Source organism: Staphylococcus kloosii, assembly GCF_032139365.1.
GTDB lineage: Bacteria > Bacillota > Bacilli > Staphylococcales > Staphylococcaceae > Staphylococcus > Staphylococcus kloosii_A.
Genome location: NZ_JAVTDB010000047.1, coordinates 1 through 16,568, shown reverse-complemented (window position 1 = coordinate 16,568; position 16,568 = coordinate 1). Strand labels below are relative to the sequence as shown.

The following is a 16,568-nucleotide window of genomic DNA, read 5'->3' as shown; positions in this document are numbered from 1 at the left end:
CTCACTTTCATAATTCTAACCCGTATATTATGTAAGACATCTTTGTCAGAATAACGTTTTTATATTATAAATGCAAACCTCATTAAAAAACTTGTATTTATAATGATATTATGTGTAACATATTCATTATAAAGATATTTGTCAGAGTTTCCAATTATTATTTTTAAATCAAAAATAAAGTCACTATCATTAAATAAATGATTGCACAAAGGTTACTGATTTGATAAAATATTTTTTGTTGTAATCAAATCAAATTTGATAGCTAAGCTCACTTTTAGGAGGTGACACTCATGCCAAACATTAAATCTGCAGTAAAACGTGTTAAAACAACACAATCTGCTGAAACACAAAACGTGACTCAAAAATCAGAAATGCGTACAGCAGTTAAAAGAGCAAAATCAGCAATCGAAACTAATGCTGATAACAAATCAGAATTAGTAAACTTTGCAATTAAAAAAGTAGATAAAGCTGCGCAACGCAACTTAATCCACTCAAACAAAGCTGATCGTATTAAATCATCATTAATGACATCTGCTAAATAATGAAAAGTTCAAGCCTACGCTTGAACTTTTTTTATACCTTTTTTAATTAAAGTGATAAGATGAATAATTCTAGTATTAGCTCCTTATCCATATATGAGGACTTCAATTTGTAGTCTGTCTCGGCACAACTATTAATAATGTTTAATAAATCATCGATATTATAATGCCGTGCATGGTTAAGTGCTAATTTTACGCGGTATGGATGTACATTTATCGTTTTGGCTATTTGCTGACCACTGTAACCTTTTTGGCTCAATATCTTACTTTGATAATATAATCTATAATTGCTCGTTATTAAAGCTAATAATTTAATTGGCTCCTCTTTCATAACTATTAAATCTTTAACTAGTTGTACGGCTTTTTCTTTTTTATTTTTTTGAATGTATTCTGTTAACAAGAACACGTTTTGCTCTAAACTTCTATTGACGATTTGAGAGATGTCTTGTCTATTTATCGTCGGTCTATCCCCTAAAAACAATATTAACTTTCCTAATTCTTGTTTGACTACATTAAAATTTATGCCTGTTAAGTCGATAAATAAATTTAATGCATCTTGTTTAATATCTTTGTAGTCTTCATGAAGGGATTGTTTAATCCAATGTTTTATGTCATCTTCAGACATTTGTTCAATTTTTTTAAGTTTAGTATTGGCCTTAAGCTGTTTAACTAATTTTTTACGCTCATCCAGTTTAGATTGGTAAACTTCAAAAATAACTAAACTTTCACCATCATATTTATTAATAAATTCAAGTAATTGATCACTATTATGATTAATATCTTTAGGTGGCTTTTCTCCTGTAAAAATATACGCATTTTGTACTAATACGACTTTTTTATCAGAAAATAATGGCATCGTTAGTGATTCTTCAATTATTGGTGCTATTTCAGTTTCATATAAATTAAACTTAATAAAATTGAAGTCATCTTTGGGTTCATTAAGATATTTAGCTATAATTTCATTACTTTTTTTCTCAATAAGTTCAGGTGCTTCACCATATATAGTAATAATATTCTCGCTCATTAAAATAGCATCCTTTCACGACTAAAAACACTACTAATTATATCATTTGTCAATGCTACACTCTAGAAAGTTCTATTATTTTTCAGTACTTATTTTTAATTCTTTATTTAAAGTTATCGTAACTTGCCCATGTTGAGCAGTGTCATAAACTTTCGAATTAATTATTTTTAAATTGTTTAACACTTGCGTATCTGGTAAATGGAATCTGTTATTTTGACCGTTAGATATTAAACTAATCCGTGGATTAGTGACTTGCATAAATGCTTCACTACTACTTGTTTTACTGCCATGGTGCCCTACTTTTAAAATATCAATATTTGAAAGGTCATATTTAGCTAACAATAATTGTTCGTTGTTAATAGTTGCATCACCCATAAATAATAATTTATAGCCTCTATATTTTATTAAAGTAATAATAGACTGCTCATTTTGATCTTCTGAGTGTGGAATTGTAGCATCTAAGAATTCTATAAAAAATTGATCAAGATAGATTGAGTTTAGTGATAGAAAATCAATCATCTTAAAATCATAAATTGTGGCTAATGTATTGATATATTCAAGTTGTTGTTGTGTAAATGATTGCTTATTAATAATTACATTGGTGAATGTTAAGTCTTGGCATAAAAATTCCAATTCACCCATATGATCATTATGAGGGTGTGTAATGATGAGATAATCAATTTTTTTAATACCTTTCTTCTTTAGTGTAGGTAAAATCTTATATTTGGATAATGTACCATTATATTGTCTTTTTTTGTCTACATATTTGCCTCCAGTATCTATCATAACAGTCTTATTTTTGGTAGTTTTTAGTAAAAATGAATCTCCATGACCGACATCAAACATAGTCAACTGAGCCGTATAATCTCTAGGTAAATAAGTTATAGCTAACGAAAATAAAACAAACAATACTACAGTCTGTACAAATTTTCTCAATACAAATATTCTTAAAATAACAAATACCATTAGTAAACATAGTGTAACTTGCAAATGATTTAATTCAGGTACGAACCAACGGATTTTCGTAAATATTATAAAAATTCGAACCAAATTATCATGTAATTTAAATATACTATCAATTATTAATGGTACCGATTGAAACGATATTGGTACATAAACATATAATAAGTAAAATATTGCTAAAGGAAAAAATATAAAAGTATATAATGGTATAAAAAGAATGTTTGAAAAAAGACTAATCCATTGAATTTGATTAAAATGCATGCTATTAATCATGAAGCTTCCTAAAAATGTTATAACGTTTAACAGCACAAGAGAAATTGCTTTATTGTGCTGAATGAATAATGGCGCCGATAGTAGAATAAAAAGTGTTATAAGGAAAGAAAATTGAAATCCAATGTCATAAACAAGATGTGGTGCTATTGTAGAGAGTATGATAAATGTGCTACCTAGCACATCAAGAGCTCTATATAATAAAAAGCGTGGCAATAAGGTGACTATAAGCACCATTGTGATAGCTCTTAACGCGCTTGGAGCGAAGTCGGTATAACATGCGTAAATAGGGAGAATAACGCAAATAGCTACTTTAATGAATGGGATAGGTAATCCCAATCTAATACTAATACAATAAATCATAGCAACGATCGCCATAATATGAGAGCCACTCACTGCCATTAAATGATAGATTCCTATATCTTTAACATCATCTAGTAGTTTTTTAGGTAAAAGATTAACATCTCCAAATAATAAGGCTATAATCTTGTCATATTGTTGAAGACCTGAACTTTTAAATTTATTGTATAAATGATATTTGTGATTATTAAATGCATTTAATACCGTTCTTTGTGTTGGCTCGCACTCATTACTTTTGATATGCTTTATATTGATTATTAAAGGACGAAAGACTGAAGAAGTAATAGGCTTATATGAACCATCTATAGGACAAACGTGATTATTAATAGCGTCAATGTTCAATGGCTCATTGCTATAGTAAAAAAAACGATACTTTTCATTATCAATTTGTAAAGTGCCGATAATGCTGTTTTCGTAAGGTTGATGAATAGCGACAAACGTTACATACTGATTTATCTTTGGATTGTGTAATATATGTGTACGTTGTTGTAATGTTTGTATAAAATGTTTTTCAAAAAATGCAAAGCTGATTATTGGCGTGATAAGTACGATACTTAACATTAAAAAACTGCATTTTTTTCTGTACATGCTAAACATAAAAATTACAAAAAGTGTTATAGCTAAAATTTGATTATGTAACCACAGTAAGCCAACCAAATAAGCTAATGCAACGTAAAACATCTGTTATTTATTTAATAAATATTGAGCCACGTGTTCAGGGTTAAATGGAATTTTTTTATATTCAATATTTTGTTGGTCTAATAATTTTAATGCATAAGCATGATTATGATAATCTTCCGCGTAGTAAATCGTTGTAATACCTGCTTGAATAATTGATTTAGTACAGTTTAAACAAGGGAAATGCGTCACATAAATAGTTGCACCTTCAGTAGAAACGCCTTGTTTAGCACATTGTAAAAGTGCATTCATCTCGGCATGAATAGTTCTAATGCAATGCCCATCTTCAACCAAACAACCTTCATCTATGCAGTGTACTTCCCCAGTAACGGAACCATTGTAACCACCGGCGATAATTCTATTATCTTTGACAATTGTAGCTCCTACTGATAATCGTTCACAAGTTGAGCGTAATGCTAAGAGTTGACTTTGAGCCATAAAGTATTCGTCCCATTTAATTCTATTCATTTTGAAGCCTCCAATTATATTTAATAACTAATAACAAAATTTTAATATAATGCCATTATAATGTGAATTCTGCTTTTAATTTTTCAAAAGTCTTAGTACCAATACCTTTGACTTCTTTTAATTTTTCAATATTATCAAACTGCCCATGTTGTTCTCTATAGTTAATAATGGCTTGAGCTTTAGACTCTCCGATACCATTGATTGATTTAAGTTCATCTATAGTTGCTGTATTGATATTTACTAGTGATTTAGCGTTTTTATGTGACACTTGATGGGCAGAAGTTAAATTAGTATTTAATGCATTTACTTTATCATTTTTATTAGGTATTATCACTAATTTTTGATCTAATAATTTCTCAGCAAGATTAACCGTAGATAACTCAGCATCTTCAATTGGTTGGGCTTTATCTAAAAGTTGTTTTACCCTATCAGATGATTTCATTTGATAAACGTTAGGGTATTTAACTGCCCCCTTAATATCAACATATATAGTTTCAGGCTGTTTAATTTTAGTGTTAGCTTTTGCAACAGTAGATGTATGATTTTTTAGATTATCATGCTGATTTTTCATCTCTATTTTAGAATAATGTGATACATTCGTCTTACTAAAGCTTGATAAAGCTAATATCATTATTGCTATAACGATTAAGAAGGATATAAGAATTAAATTTCGTTTCTTTAAAATAGCTGACCTTAATTGTACTAACCAATGCGACATAAAAAATCACTCCTTTACAGATAAACACGTGTAAAGAAGTGTAGTTACTCTATTTATTTACTATAAAAAATAGTCTATTCCCATTTTCATCATGGTTATTAATATCGAAATCTACAAAAGTAGTAATTTGAGTAAAACCAATGTCATTTAATAGTTTTTTATAAGTATCTTCGGTGAATGTTCTTTGGTAATGGCTTTCGTCGAATCTTTGATATAAGTCATTGGGTTGCTTCATAAAGAAAGACATATCGTGCCACACACTATATGGCTCTTCGCCTCTAATAGCATCCCAACCTAAAAATACTTCATCCGTTTCGTCTATATAACTTTGGTTATTAAATAATGTGTCGAATTTATTTATCGTATGCACATCAAACATTAATACACCGTTATCTTCTAAGTGTTGATAAACATTTGTGAATGTCGCCTTAACATCTTCTAAATTTGCTAAATAATTTAATGAATCACAGAAGATAGTAATGACATCAAATTTTGAATTTAATGTGAAATCAGTCATATCTCCTTCGATCCAATTTATATTATGTGCTTTATTTGCAGCTAATGCTAACATATCTACACTTAAGTCCATTCCTGTGACATTATCAAACTGCGTCAATAAAGTTGTTAAGTTCCCTGTACCACATCCAATATCTAATAAAGAATGTTGGTGTGTTGCATAGTGTTCAACAATTTTCAACCAAGACTCATAAGGTTGATCAAAAGTTAATTGGTCATAAAATAAACTTAAGCCCTCATATTGTGACATCTTTAATAAACTGCCTGTCTATAAGTTTCGATTGGTGCGTCTTGATATAATTTTTCGATATTATAATAATCACGTTCATCTTTATGGAACACATGAATAACGACGTCAGCTAAATCTATTAATACCCAACGTGCCTCGTTATATCCTTCCATACGTTTAACTTCTATTTCAGCTTCGTGTGCGGCGTCTTTTACAGCTTTTGCTATAGCTTGAACTTGACGGTCATTATTTCCGTGACATACAACGAAATAATCAGTCATATCGCTGATTCCTCTCATGTCAATTGAAATAATATCTTCTGCTTTTTTATCTTCTGTAGCCTGAATAGCTAATTTTAATAATTGATCTGAATTCATTTAATCATCCTTTATTCTTTCATCACTATAATTATAATAATTTAAACAAGCAATTGTAGCGTCATATACGTTTATATCTCTACTAATCAAATGTAATACTGTGCGTTTAGATATTTCATAAATTGTTTTATCTAAACTACCTTGATTGTATGCTAAATCTCTTATTTCTTCAACGCCAGGGGTTTGTCGACCCGGTTCAATATAATCAGCAATAAAAATTAATTTTTCAGTTTTAGACATTTGGGCACGGCCTGTTGTATGGTTTTTGATAGCTAATAAAACTTCCTCATCGTTAACACCATAATCTTTATTCATAATAACGGCGGCTACAGGACCATGTAATATCTCAGAACCATAACTTAACAAATTACTGTCTAAGCCATTTTGAGTAACGGTTTGATACATAGTCCCTAAATCATCATATTTACTATAATCGTGTAAAATACCAGCTAATTCAGCTTTCTGTGCATCACCATCGTATATTTCAGCAAGCTTAACAGCTGTCTTTGCCACATTCATTGAATGTATAAAACGTTTTTCTGGTAATTTTTCTTTAACTAATTCAACAGCATTATCAATTTTCATACAATCGTTCCTCTCTAATATATTGTTCAACACTTTGAGGGACAAGAATTTGAATAGATTGTTTATTTCTTACACGTTCTCTAATCATCGTAGAACTAATATCCATGCGTGGGATATTAATGGCTATCATGTTATCTTTTACTTCTTGTGCCTCCTTATATCTATTCACAACGACAAATGTAATATATTGCATTAGTTCATCAATTTTGTACCATTTATCTAATTGTTCGTACTGGTCGGTACCGATAACGACGTATATTTTACTACTTGGATTTTTATTAACAATACGAATAATTGTATCATACGTATAACTTTGTCCTGCTCTTTCGATTTCATCTAAACAAAGTTCACCAAATCCAAGTTCTTTAATTGCGTTCTCAATCATTTTCACTCTATAACGTGCATCAAGATAATCTTCATGTGTTTTGAGTGGTGACATATGGCTCGGCATAAAATAAAAGTTGTCTGGTGTTAATAAGTCATACACTTCACTTGCGACTAGCAAGTGTGCAGTGTGTATCGGGTTAAATTGGCCACCATAAATAACAATAGAATTAGTCATTATGGTAATTTTATTGTTTTATTATCTTGTGATTCTTTGTAAAGAACAATCATTGACCCGATAACTTGTACGATTTCGCTATTCGTCTTTTGACTCACTTCTTGTGCCAAATCATTTTTATCTTCGAAATTATTTTGTAATACGTGTATTTTAATTAATTCTCTGTTTTCTAAAATATCTACTAATTGCTCGACCATATTATCGTTAATACCCGCTTTACCAATTTGGAAAGTAGGATCAACATTATGCGCCTTACTTCTTAAAAATCTTTTTTGTTTACCCGTTAACATATAATAGCTCCTTTATAAATGGTTTAATACCGTGTCTTTCATGACTTCATAATTTGGTGTTAAATTTGTCCAAATTTTAAAACTTTCTGCGCCTTGGTTGACGAACATATCTAAGCCATTTTGTATTGGATTTCCTTTTTGTTCAGCCGCTTTTAAAATGGGTGTTTTAAATGGAATATAAACGATATCGCTCACTAAAGTATGAGATGCTAAATTATCCAAATTTATCACTAAATCTTTATTGTTATTCATGCCGACGGGCGTTGTATTAATTATGATATCGAATTCAGATAATGCTTTTTCTGCATCGTTTAAACCGATTTTATTAATATTCATTTGCCAATTGTCAAATCTACTAAGTGTTCGATTGGCTACTGTAATTTTAGGCTTAACATGTTTCATCAATTCATTAGTTATGCCTTTACTTGCTCCACCTGCACCTAATATTAAAATATACGCCTCTGCTAAATCAGGGTATATTGTTTTTAACCCTTCAACATAACCAATACCATCCGTATTATAACCAATCCACTTATTGTCGTGTATTTTCACTGTATTTACAGCGCCAACCGTTTTTGATTGGTCATCTATTTCATCGAGATAAGGTATAATATTTTCTTTATGCGGAATTGTAACATTAAAACCTGAGAGGTTTTGGTTTTTAATAATTTCTTTTATTGAATCAAAATTATTCGGATCAATATTTAGAGCCTCATAGTCGTGTTCTAAGCCAAGTGCTTTAAAATTCGCATTATGCATTACTGGCGATAATGAATGATCTATGGGGCTACCTATTACTGCATATTTCATATTTAACACACCTTACATAATTGAATTTCTTAGCACTACATCTACATGCTTCGGTACTCTAACGATAACTTTTGCTCCTGCCTCTATTGTAATAAAACCTAGACCCGAAATCATAACATCACGTTTTTCTTTGCCAGTTTCTAATCTAACGGCTTTGACATTTGCCAAATCAAAGTTTTGACTATCTTTTGGTGGCGTTAATACTGCGCCAAGTTGATTGCGCCATAAATCATTCGCATTTTCTGTTTTAGTTCTATGAATGTTTAAATCGTTTGAAAAGTAACAAACAAGAGGTCTTTTGCCGCCACTAACGTAATCAATACGTGCTAAACCACCAAAAAATAAAGTTTGTCCTTCGTTAAGTTGGTAGACACGTTGTTTAATTTCATTTTTAGGCATAATCGTTTTAAGTTCTTTTTCAGTAACATAATGAGTCATTTGATGTTCTTGTATAATACCTGGTGTATCGTACATAAATGTTGTTTCATCTAAAGGAATATCTATCATATCTAAAGTTGTTCCAGGAAAGCGAGAAGTAGTAACAATATCTTTTTCTCCTACACTTTGTTCAATTAATTTATTAATAAGCGTAGATTTCCCAACGTTAGTTGTCCCAACAATATAAACATCTTGCTGATTACGTTTTTGCTCGATTGTTGACATTAATTCTTCAATACCCCAACCTTTATCAGCAGAAATGAGTGTAACTTCTTCAGCTTCTAAACCGTATTTTCTTGCCGTTTTTTTCAGCCATTCTTTAACTCTTCTTTTATTAATTTGCTTAGGTAACAAATCTAACTTATTAGCAGCTAAAATAACTTTCTTATTACCAACGATACGTTTTAAGGCATTAATAAATGAACCTTCAAAGTCAAAAATATCGACGACATTGACAACAATACCTTTTTTATCTGCTAGACCATTTAATAAATCTAAAAAGTCTTCGCTATTCATTCCTACATCTTGTACTTCATTATAATTTTTTAATCTAAAACATCTTTTACAAACAACGTCTTCTCTAAATAAATTATGTTCAGGCACATAACCTGCCGCATTCGGATCTTCAGATTGCAATGTTGCACCGCAACCAATACATTTTAGTTCTTCAGTCTCTGACAATCAATATTCCTCCCATGTGATATAGCCTTTTTTTCTAAAGTGTTGAAGTAATCTACGTTCAATTATGCGATTGAATTTAGTAATAAATCCATCTGTTTGTTTAACCGGTACTACCATTATAGTGAATAGCCCTCTTCTTTTGCCGCCGAATACATCAGTAAGCATTTGATCCCCTATCACTACGATTTCTTCAGGTTTTAATTGCATATGATTCGTCGCTTTTATAAATGCTTTACCCATTGGTTTACGCGCTTTAAAAATAAAATCTACATCTAGTGATTGAGAGAAACTACCAACACGTTGTTCGTTATTGTTAGACACAATAGTAATTGTAATACCTAAGGCATTAGCTTTTTTAAACCAAGCTCTAACTGCTTCTGTCGGTGCGTCAACGTCCCAACCAACTAAAGTGTTATCTAAATCAGTTATAATTCCTTTAACTCCAGAAGCAGCAAGCTTTTCTATATCAATTTGAAATATAGATTGCACATACTCATTTGGCATAAAATATTTCTTGAAAATTCCCATTTTTGATAATCACCTTTTTAAATTGTTTTAATTAATTTTTCTACTATTTCACTTGAAGAATGCGCAGCAGTTTTTAAAAATTCATCAAAACTCATTTCTGCTTGCCCATTCGCTAAATCAGAAATTGCTCTAGTTACAACGAAAGGTACATTAAATTGATAACAAGTTTGTGCAATTGCCGTTGCTTCCATCTCTACAGCTAATGCATCCGCAAAATTTTGTTTTATTTGCGTGCGTTGCTCATTAGAACCAATAAAACTATCGCCACTTACAATTAGTCCAGTTTTAGCAGACAAATTAGAAGCTTTGATTGCTTCGATTGATTGCGTTAATAGTGTTTTGTCGGCTTCAAAAACTGCAGGCATTTGTGGTATTTGTCCATATTGATAACCAAATGCAGTCGCATCTGCATCATGATAAGCTAATGCCTCACTGACGACGACATCGCCGACTTTAAGTTCTTCATCTAGAGCACCAGCTGAGCCAGTATTTATTATTTTAGATGGTTTAAAATTTTCTATTAATAGTGTCGTAGACATCGCTACATTTACTTTTCCAATACCACTTTGAGTTAAGACTACAGATGTGTCATTTAAGTTTCCTTTATAAAACTTCACATGCGCAATCGTCACTTCTTGTAAATGAGTTAATTTATCTTTTAATATTGCAACTTCTTCTTCCATTGCTCCTATTATACCTATCATTATAGTTCACCTCGATGTAATTTCATAGCCTTTGCCATTTTATCATATTTAACCACATAGCTCGATTATAGAATTAAATAATTATAAATTTATATCTGCTAATTAGCAAACTTTTTTATACTGTACGATTTTTCAATCACATCCGCACATCAATGTACTACACATAAAAACAGGAGTAAAACCATTTAATTAAATGATTTTACTCCTGTTAACACATACTATTATATGGATTTTCAACTTATGAACCGAATAAAGTGCCTAAACTTTGCAGTGAGAAAATACCTGTAACAATAGTTACAACTACTGCTAAAATACCGAACCACAACATCCAGTTCGGGTGTTGGTAATCGCCAACGATAGACTTACGTTTACTAGCAATTAAAATAGTACCTAAAGTAATTGGTAAAATTAATCCGTTTAATGCGCCAGCAATAATTAATAATGAAACTGGTTTACCTACAAATAAAAATATAATTGTAGATACTACGATAAAAGCAATTACCATTAAATTCCCTTTATTAAATAAAGATTTATGTAATGTTTTTAAGAATGTTGAACTTGTGTATGCTGATCCAATTACTGAGGACATAGCAGCAGCAAATAACACTACACCAAAGATATTTTTACCTATAGGTCCTAAAACGTGTTCGAACACTGATGCAGGGGGATTATCAGCACTTAATGTTGCACCTGTAACTACAACGCCTAGAACGCCAAGGAATAGCAATGTACGTAATACGCCAGTTGTTAAAATACCTGCAATAGCAGCTTTATTAACGAATGGTAAAAATGATTTTCCTTTAATACCTGAATCTAATATTCTGTGGGCACCAGCAAATGTGATATAGCCGCCGACAGTTCCGCCCACTAATGTAATAATTGGTAACACTAAAGCGATTGGATGTTCTGGCATTACAACATGCTTTAATGCATCTCCATAAGGAGGATGTGCTTTAAACATAACGAAGGCTACGACTACAATCATTAAAGCACCCAAGACCATAGAAACAACATCCATAATCTTTTGACCACTTTTACTAATAAATATAGCGATTGAAAGTACTGCCGTAATAGCAGCGCCCCATTTAACGTCCAAACCGAATATTGCATTTAGACCTAAGCCTGCACCTGCGATATTACCAATATTAAAAGCGAGACCACCTATGGCTATTAATATCGAAATAAAAGTCCCTAGTCCTTTAACGATATCGTTTGCTACTTCTTGACCTCTTTTACCAGTAACGACTAACACACGCCAAATATTAATTTGCGCACCAATATCAATAATGATTGATAACAGTATTGCAAAAGCAAAACTTGCTGCAAATTGTGCTGTAAATACAGCTGTTTGTGTTAGAAATGCTGGACCTATCGCTGAAGTAGCCATTAAAAATACTGAACCTAACAATAAGCGTTTATGATTTTTTGTGAACTGAAAATCCCCATCTTTTTTTGCTAATTTCTTCCCCATTGTTTTATCCTCCTAAAGTCGAAATAGAGATACCTTCTTTCGATAATCTTTCTCTTATTTGTGATACAAATTCAAAAGCATGTGCTCCATCGCCATGCACACAAATAGTATCGGCTTGAATTGCAATTTTCTCACCATTTTTTGCAGTTACTTGTTGATCTTTAACCATTGAAATAACTTGACTAATAGCTTCTTCAGTATCTGTGATTAAAGCATCAGATTCTTTTCTACTTACTAATTGGCCATTCGCTTCATATCGTCTATCAGCAAAAACTTCAGACGCAGTTTGTAAGCCTAATTCTTTTGCTTTAGAAATTAATAATGTGTTTGATAAACCAACAAATATTAAAGAAGTATCAAAATCATGAACTGCTTGTGCAATTGCATGAGCTATTTCTTCATCTCTAGCACCCATTTGATATAGCGCACCATGAGGCTTAACATGATTTAATTTTGCATTATGGATCGCACAAAAACCAGAAATTGCACCAAGTTGATAAATTACGGTATCATAAATTTCTTGAGTTGATAAATCCATATTGCGTCTACCAAATCCTTGTAAATCGGGTAGTCCTGGATGAGCACCAATACCAATATTATTTTCTTGTGCTAATTTAACTGTATTATTCATAACTTGAGCATCGCCTGCATGGAATCCGCAAGCAATATTCGCCGAAGTGATTACTGGTATGATATTTTCATCATTACCTATCTTGTAATTACCAAATGATTCACCTAAATCACAATTTAAATCTACTTTCATGATTAAGCCTCCTTAATAATATTATGTCTATCTAAAAATTTAATATCTACATCTTTTGCGTCTCCATGTGCATATGGTGGGTAATTCAATACAGCATATAAGAAATCGGCTGTAGTCGTAAAACCATCAATTACCATTTCATCTAAAGTAACTTTAAGTTTATCTATAGCTAATTGTCTATTTGGTGCTTTAACAATTACTTTAGCTACTAAAGAGTCATAATATGGCGAAACCACATAACCTGAATAAAGTAATGAATCTACTCTTACGTTAAATCCATGTGGTAAATGTAGTCCTTTTACTTTACCAGGTGAAGGTTGAAATCCTTTTTCTGGGTCTTCTGCATTAATACGCGCTTCGATTACGTGACCATCGAATGTTATTTCATTTTGAGTAAAAGGCAACTGATTTTGCATCATTAAATATAATTGAGCTTGTAATAAATCTCTATTGGCTCTCATTTCTGTCACAGTATGCTCTACTTGAATTCTGGCATTCATTTCGATGAAATAATAAGCGTCTTCGGTAACTAAAAATTCAATCGTACCAGCACTTCTATAATTAGAAGCGCGCGCTACTTTAACAGCATCGTTACAAATTTGTGTTCTTCTTTCTTCAGATAAAGCAGAACATGGTGATTCTTCTATTAACTTTTGATTTTTACGCTGTACAGAACAATCTCTTTCGCCCAAATGCACAAAGTTGTCCTGACCATCTCCGACTACTTGTACTTCAACATGCTTTGCTACTGGAATAAACGCTTCGACATAAATTCTATCGTCATCAAAGTAATTTGCTCCTTCGCTCTTCGCTTCTTTAAAAGCTTTGCTCAGTGCTTCTTTACTTTTTACGATACGAATTCCTTTACCGCCTCCGCCACTAGCTGCTTTTAACACTAATGGGTAACCCGTATCTTTTGCAATTTCTTCTACTTCATCGATAGATTCTACTGCACCGGTTGAACCAGGTATGATGGGTACGTCAGCACCATGAACAGTTTGTCTAGCCGTTATTTTATCACCCATCATTTCCATAGTACGGTATGTCGGTCCAATAAAATAAATGTCGTTTTCTTCAACTTTACGAGCAAAAGATGCGCTTTCTGATAAAAAACCGTAGCCTGGATGGATAGCCGTTGCATTAGTATTGATTGCGGCACTTATAATTCTATCTTGGTTTAAATAACTATCTAAAGCGTTTGCTTCGCCGATACAAACTGCTTGATCAGCTAAGCTCACGTGTAAACTTTTTTCGTCTCCTAAAGCATAGACAGCAACTGTTTCAATATTGAGTTCACGACATGCCCTAATGATACGTATTGCAATTTCTCCTCTGTTAGCGATTAGACATCGATACATTAACTTCTCCCCCTAATTTACACTTAGTCCACTTTAATTAATGTTTGGTTATATTCCACTTGTGTACCATGATCCACAACGATTTCACTTACCGTTCCTTCAACATCGCTTACAACTTCATTTAAAACTTTCATTGCTTCGATATAACCAATTACATCACCTTTATTAACAGTTGAACCAACTTCAATTATTGGATGAGTCAATTCTTTTTCATCTTGTAGGAAAAATGTGCCAACCATAGAAGCATTTATTGATTTAGTATTGTTTGATTCAGCGCTTTCTTCGTTTTGAGACGCGTTATTTGCAACCTCAGATGAAGATACATTGGCTGTATGTTGAACTGCATTACCACCACTTTGTGGTTCAGTAAAATCTATATCAATTTCACTACTATAATCTTTATATCTAAATTTTTTAACGTCATTTTCCTTAACGAGTGTTATTAATTTTTCTATTTGCTCTAAATTCATTGTTATTCCCCTTTTAATAATTTTGCTATTTTTGATGAAGTATTTCTCATTTCATTAATTTCAAACTGTGGTGTTTCAGTAATGGCTGTTAACGTTTTTGCAAATTTTTCTTGTTGTGCAATTAATTTATTAGTAGCTTCTTCAATCGTTATCCATTTAAATTGTATTTTGTTTCCAGGTTTCAATTGTGCCAAAACATTTAAATCAGCCTGACAAACATTCGCGATTTTTGTATAGCCGCCCACCGTTTGTTTATCATTTAATAAAATAATTGGGTTCCCATCATTAGGTACTTGAATACTGCCTAATGCAACAGGTTCTGAAATTATGTCTGCAGCATGTTCAGGGCTAATAGTTGGCCCTTTTAAGCGATAACCCATCCGGTCGGAACTATCAGAAATAGTAAACGTATGTGCTGTAAGTTCACTTTGCACTGTTGCTGAAAAAGCGTCAATTTGTGGCCCTTCCACTATATGAATGGTTACTTTCTCATCTAAATCAAATCGTCCATTGTACCTATGTCCTAATGTATTGTGACCGTAATCATTTTCAATAAAATTTATGTGATCACCTGATTTTAATGCGCGTCCTTTGAAACCACCAATTTGGCTTCGCGTATGTGTGGAATAACTATTAGCTACTTGTGGAATATCTAATGGTTTACCAAAAAGTATGTAACATCTAGCGCCTTCTTCAACATTATTTAATTTTAAAGTGTCTCCTTTATTGGCTTGCACAACAGTCTGATGTGGCACGAACGTTCCGTTAAGTTGTGCATTAAAAGGGGCACCTGTTATTACGAATGTATTATTCACTTTAAATTCGATAGTTGGCCCGATAATCGTACATTCTAAAGCAGGTCCTTTATTGCCAATAAGTTGTTGCCCTATTTTTAATGCACATTGATCTAATGCACCTGCAATTGAAAAACCTAAATTTTGAAAGCCGATACGCCCTTCATCTTGTACTGTAGTGAATAATCCAGGTTGTTTAATTTTAATTGCCATTTTCAATCGTCACCAAACTTTCATAATCAAATGTATTATGTTGTTGTTGTTCTTTAAAGTCTTCAAATTCTTCTTGTGTAATACTATAAAATTTTATGTAATCACCCGGTTGATAGAGACACATTGGTTCTCTATTAATATTAAAAACATCAATTGGCGTTTGCCCAATAATTTGCCAACCTCCTGGTGATTGCTTTGGGTAAAGACCAGTTTGATTGTTGGCAATTCCGACAGAACCTGCTGGTATTTTTGTTCTAGGTTCATTTCTCCTAGGTGTATGTATTTTTTCGCTTAGACCACCCAAAAATGGAAAGCCTGGCATAAAACCAAGTAGATAAATCAAATATGGATTTGAACTATGTATGCTTACTACCTCGTCTATATTTAAATCATTATGTTGTGCAACTTCTTCTAGGTCTGGGCCATACTCATCACCATAAAGCACTGGAATATTAATAATCCGTGGTTCTGCAAATTCATTTGCTATTGAATTTAAATCTAACGCTTCAATATTTAACTGTGCAATTATACTTTTGGGCACGTCAAGCGTAGTATCGATTGTTATCATAATAGAACGATAAGATGGTACAATCTCTAAAATTGAGGCAAGTTGCTGTTTTTCTATATATGTAACTACATATTGTACTTTGTTAAATGTTGATCGAGAAATTTCATTCTCAAAGTAGTATATAATTGTTTGTTCATTCAATATTTTGGTTTCCAAAAAATTACTCCCCTTTGAATAATTTAAATTATCAG

The 16,568-nt window shown here is 32.0% G+C and carries 20 protein-coding genes; 1 reads left to right on the top strand and 19 read right to left on the bottom strand.

Annotation, left to right across the window (positions count from 1 at the left end; genetic code table 11):
• Window positions 1–290: 290 nt before the first annotated feature.
• Entirely contained in the window at window positions 291–542 is a 252-nt protein-coding gene (gene rpsT, locus RPL90_RS05885) for a 30S ribosomal protein S20 (RefSeq protein ID WP_313546695.1), read from the top strand.
• A gap of 46 nt (window positions 543–588) precedes the next feature.
• Here rpsT and holA read toward each other — a convergent pair whose 3' ends face one another.
• The 19 genes from holA to pxpB form a co-directional block, all read right to left on the bottom strand.
• Window positions 589–1,563, bottom strand: a complete 975-nt coding sequence (gene holA, locus RPL90_RS05880; RefSeq protein WP_313546693.1) for a DNA polymerase III subunit delta — start codon at window positions 1,561–1,563, stop codon at window positions 589–591.
• A gap of 75 nt (window positions 1,564–1,638) precedes the next feature.
• The gene (locus RPL90_RS05875) at window positions 1,639–3,717 is read right to left on the bottom strand and encodes a DNA internalization-related competence protein ComEC/Rec2 (protein ID WP_313546691.1); all 2,079 of its coding nucleotides are present in this window, start codon (window positions 3,715–3,717) and stop codon (window positions 1,639–1,641) included.
• Window positions 3,718–3,840: 123 nt separating this feature from the next.
• Window positions 3,841–4,302 carry a ComE operon protein 2 gene (locus RPL90_RS05870; protein ID WP_313546689.1) on the bottom strand — a complete coding sequence of 154 codons (462 nt, stop codon included), beginning with the start codon at window positions 4,300–4,302 and terminating at the stop codon, window positions 3,841–3,843.
• A gap of 55 nt (window positions 4,303–4,357) precedes the next feature.
• Entirely contained in the window at window positions 4,358–5,020 is a 663-nt protein-coding gene (locus tag RPL90_RS05865) for a helix-hairpin-helix domain-containing protein (RefSeq protein WP_313546686.1), read from the bottom strand.
• Window positions 5,021–5,069: 49 nt separating this feature from the next.
• Window positions 5,070–5,786: a class I SAM-dependent DNA methyltransferase gene (locus RPL90_RS05860; RefSeq protein ID WP_313546683.1), complete on the bottom strand. Its 717-nt coding sequence runs from the start codon at window positions 5,784–5,786 to the stop codon at window positions 5,070–5,072.
• A 2-nt stretch (window positions 5,787–5,788) separates the two neighbouring features.
• On the bottom strand, window positions 5,789–6,142 hold the full coding sequence (rsfS, locus tag RPL90_RS05855) for a ribosome silencing factor (RefSeq protein WP_061854545.1): 354 nt from the start codon (window positions 6,140–6,142) through the stop codon (window positions 5,789–5,791).
• On the bottom strand, window positions 6,143–6,727 hold the full coding sequence (gene yqeK, locus RPL90_RS05850) for a bis(5'-nucleosyl)-tetraphosphatase (symmetrical) YqeK (protein WP_313546677.1): 585 nt from the start codon (window positions 6,725–6,727) through the stop codon (window positions 6,143–6,145). It abuts the gene before it with no gap.
• The gene (locus tag RPL90_RS05845; protein ID WP_313546674.1) at window positions 6,717–7,289 is read right to left on the bottom strand and encodes a nicotinate-nucleotide adenylyltransferase; all 573 of its coding nucleotides are present in this window, start codon (window positions 7,287–7,289) and stop codon (window positions 6,717–6,719) included. The genes yqeK and RPL90_RS05845 overlap by 11 nt, the downstream gene beginning before the upstream one ends.
• On the bottom strand, window positions 7,289–7,579 hold the full coding sequence (gene yhbY / locus RPL90_RS05840) for a ribosome assembly RNA-binding protein YhbY (protein WP_313546671.1): 291 nt from the start codon (window positions 7,577–7,579) through the stop codon (window positions 7,289–7,291). The genes RPL90_RS05845 and yhbY overlap by 1 nt, the downstream gene beginning before the upstream one ends.
• A 12-nt stretch (window positions 7,580–7,591) precedes the next feature.
• On the bottom strand, window positions 7,592–8,389 hold the full coding sequence (gene aroE / locus RPL90_RS05835; protein ID WP_313546668.1) for a shikimate dehydrogenase: 798 nt from the start codon (window positions 8,387–8,389) through the stop codon (window positions 7,592–7,594).
• Window positions 8,390–8,401: 12 nt separating this feature from the next.
• Window positions 8,402–9,508: a ribosome biogenesis GTPase YqeH gene (yqeH, locus tag RPL90_RS05830; protein WP_313546665.1), complete on the bottom strand. Its 1,107-nt coding sequence runs from the start codon at window positions 9,506–9,508 to the stop codon at window positions 8,402–8,404.
• On the bottom strand, window positions 9,509–10,036 hold the full coding sequence (locus RPL90_RS05825; RefSeq protein WP_313546662.1) for a YqeG family HAD IIIA-type phosphatase: 528 nt from the start codon (window positions 10,034–10,036) through the stop codon (window positions 9,509–9,511). It lies immediately after the preceding gene.
• Between the two features lie 17 nt (window positions 10,037–10,053).
• On the bottom strand, window positions 10,054–10,740 hold the full coding sequence (locus RPL90_RS05820; RefSeq protein WP_313546659.1) for a 5'-methylthioadenosine/adenosylhomocysteine nucleosidase: 687 nt from the start codon (window positions 10,738–10,740) through the stop codon (window positions 10,054–10,056).
• A gap of 238 nt (window positions 10,741–10,978) precedes the next feature.
• The gene (locus RPL90_RS05815) at window positions 10,979–12,211 is read right to left on the bottom strand and encodes an NRAMP family divalent metal transporter (protein ID WP_313546656.1); all 1,233 of its coding nucleotides are present in this window, start codon (window positions 12,209–12,211) and stop codon (window positions 10,979–10,981) included.
• Between the two features lie 4 nt (window positions 12,212–12,215).
• The gene (gene pxpA, locus RPL90_RS05810) at window positions 12,216–12,974 is read right to left on the bottom strand and encodes a 5-oxoprolinase subunit PxpA (protein ID WP_313546653.1); all 759 of its coding nucleotides are present in this window, start codon (window positions 12,972–12,974) and stop codon (window positions 12,216–12,218) included.
• 2 nt (window positions 12,975–12,976) lie between these two features.
• A complete protein-coding gene (locus RPL90_RS05805; RefSeq protein WP_313546650.1) occupies window positions 12,977–14,332 on the bottom strand; it encodes an acetyl-CoA carboxylase biotin carboxylase subunit in 1,356 nt (451 codons plus the stop codon).
• A 23-nt stretch (window positions 14,333–14,355) separates the two neighbouring features.
• Window positions 14,356–14,802, bottom strand: a complete 447-nt coding sequence (locus tag RPL90_RS05800; RefSeq protein WP_313546647.1) for an acetyl-CoA carboxylase biotin carboxyl carrier protein — start codon at window positions 14,800–14,802, stop codon at window positions 14,356–14,358.
• A 2-nt stretch (window positions 14,803–14,804) separates the two neighbouring features.
• The gene (locus RPL90_RS05795; RefSeq protein ID WP_313546644.1) at window positions 14,805–15,809 is read right to left on the bottom strand and encodes a 5-oxoprolinase subunit C family protein; all 1,005 of its coding nucleotides are present in this window, start codon (window positions 15,807–15,809) and stop codon (window positions 14,805–14,807) included.
• The gene (gene pxpB / locus RPL90_RS05790) at window positions 15,799–16,533 is read right to left on the bottom strand and encodes a 5-oxoprolinase subunit PxpB (RefSeq protein WP_313546641.1); all 735 of its coding nucleotides are present in this window, start codon (window positions 16,531–16,533) and stop codon (window positions 15,799–15,801) included. Before pxpB ends, RPL90_RS05795 begins: the two co-directional genes overlap by 11 nt.
• Window positions 16,534–16,568: the final 35 nt, after the last annotated feature.

Coding starts and splice junctions, on each gene's coding strand:
- rpsT (WP_313546695.1), top strand. CDS start 291: ATGCCAAACATTAAATCTGCAGTAAAACGTGTTAAAACAACACAATCT.
- holA (WP_313546693.1), bottom strand. CDS start 1,563: ATGAGCGAGAATATTATTACTATATATGGTGAAGCACCTGAACTTATT.
- RPL90_RS05875 (WP_313546691.1), bottom strand. CDS start 3,717: ATGTTAAGTATCGTACTTATCACGCCAATAATCAGCTTTGCATTTTTT.
- RPL90_RS05870 (WP_313546689.1), bottom strand. CDS start 4,302: ATGAATAGAATTAAATGGGACGAATACTTTATGGCTCAAAGTCAACTC.
- RPL90_RS05865 (WP_313546686.1), bottom strand. CDS start 5,020: ATGTCGCATTGGTTAGTACAATTAAGGTCAGCTATTTTAAAGAAACGA.
- RPL90_RS05860 (WP_313546683.1), bottom strand. CDS start 5,786: ATGTCACAATATGAGGGCTTAAGTTTATTTTATGACCAATTAACTTTT.
- rsfS (WP_061854545.1), bottom strand. CDS start 6,142: ATGAATTCAGATCAATTATTAAAATTAGCTATTCAGGCTACAGAAGAT.
- yqeK (WP_313546677.1), bottom strand. CDS start 6,727: ATGAAAATTGATAATGCTGTTGAATTAGTTAAAGAAAAATTACCAGAA.
- RPL90_RS05845 (WP_313546674.1), bottom strand. CDS start 7,289: ATGACTAATTCTATTGTTATTTATGGTGGCCAATTTAACCCGATACAC.
- yhbY (WP_313546671.1), bottom strand. CDS start 7,579: ATGTTAACGGGTAAACAAAAAAGATTTTTAAGAAGTAAGGCGCATAAT.
- aroE (WP_313546668.1), bottom strand. CDS start 8,389: ATGAAATATGCAGTAATAGGTAGCCCCATAGATCATTCATTATCGCCA.
- RPL90_RS05825 (WP_313546662.1), bottom strand. CDS start 10,036: ATGGGAATTTTCAAGAAATATTTTATGCCAAATGAGTATGTGCAATCT.
- RPL90_RS05820 (WP_313546659.1), bottom strand. CDS start 10,740: ATGATAGGTATAATAGGAGCAATGGAAGAAGAAGTTGCAATATTAAAA.
- RPL90_RS05815 (WP_313546656.1), bottom strand. CDS start 12,211: ATGGGGAAGAAATTAGCAAAAAAAGATGGGGATTTTCAGTTCACAAAA.
- pxpA (WP_313546653.1), bottom strand. CDS start 12,974: ATGAAAGTAGATTTAAATTGTGATTTAGGTGAATCATTTGGTAATTAC.
- RPL90_RS05805 (WP_313546650.1), bottom strand. CDS start 14,332: ATGTATCGATGTCTAATCGCTAACAGAGGAGAAATTGCAATACGTATC.
- RPL90_RS05800 (WP_313546647.1), bottom strand. CDS start 14,802: ATGAATTTAGAGCAAATAGAAAAATTAATAACACTCGTTAAGGAAAAT.
- RPL90_RS05795 (WP_313546644.1), bottom strand. CDS start 15,809: ATGGCAATTAAAATTAAACAACCTGGATTATTCACTACAGTACAAGAT.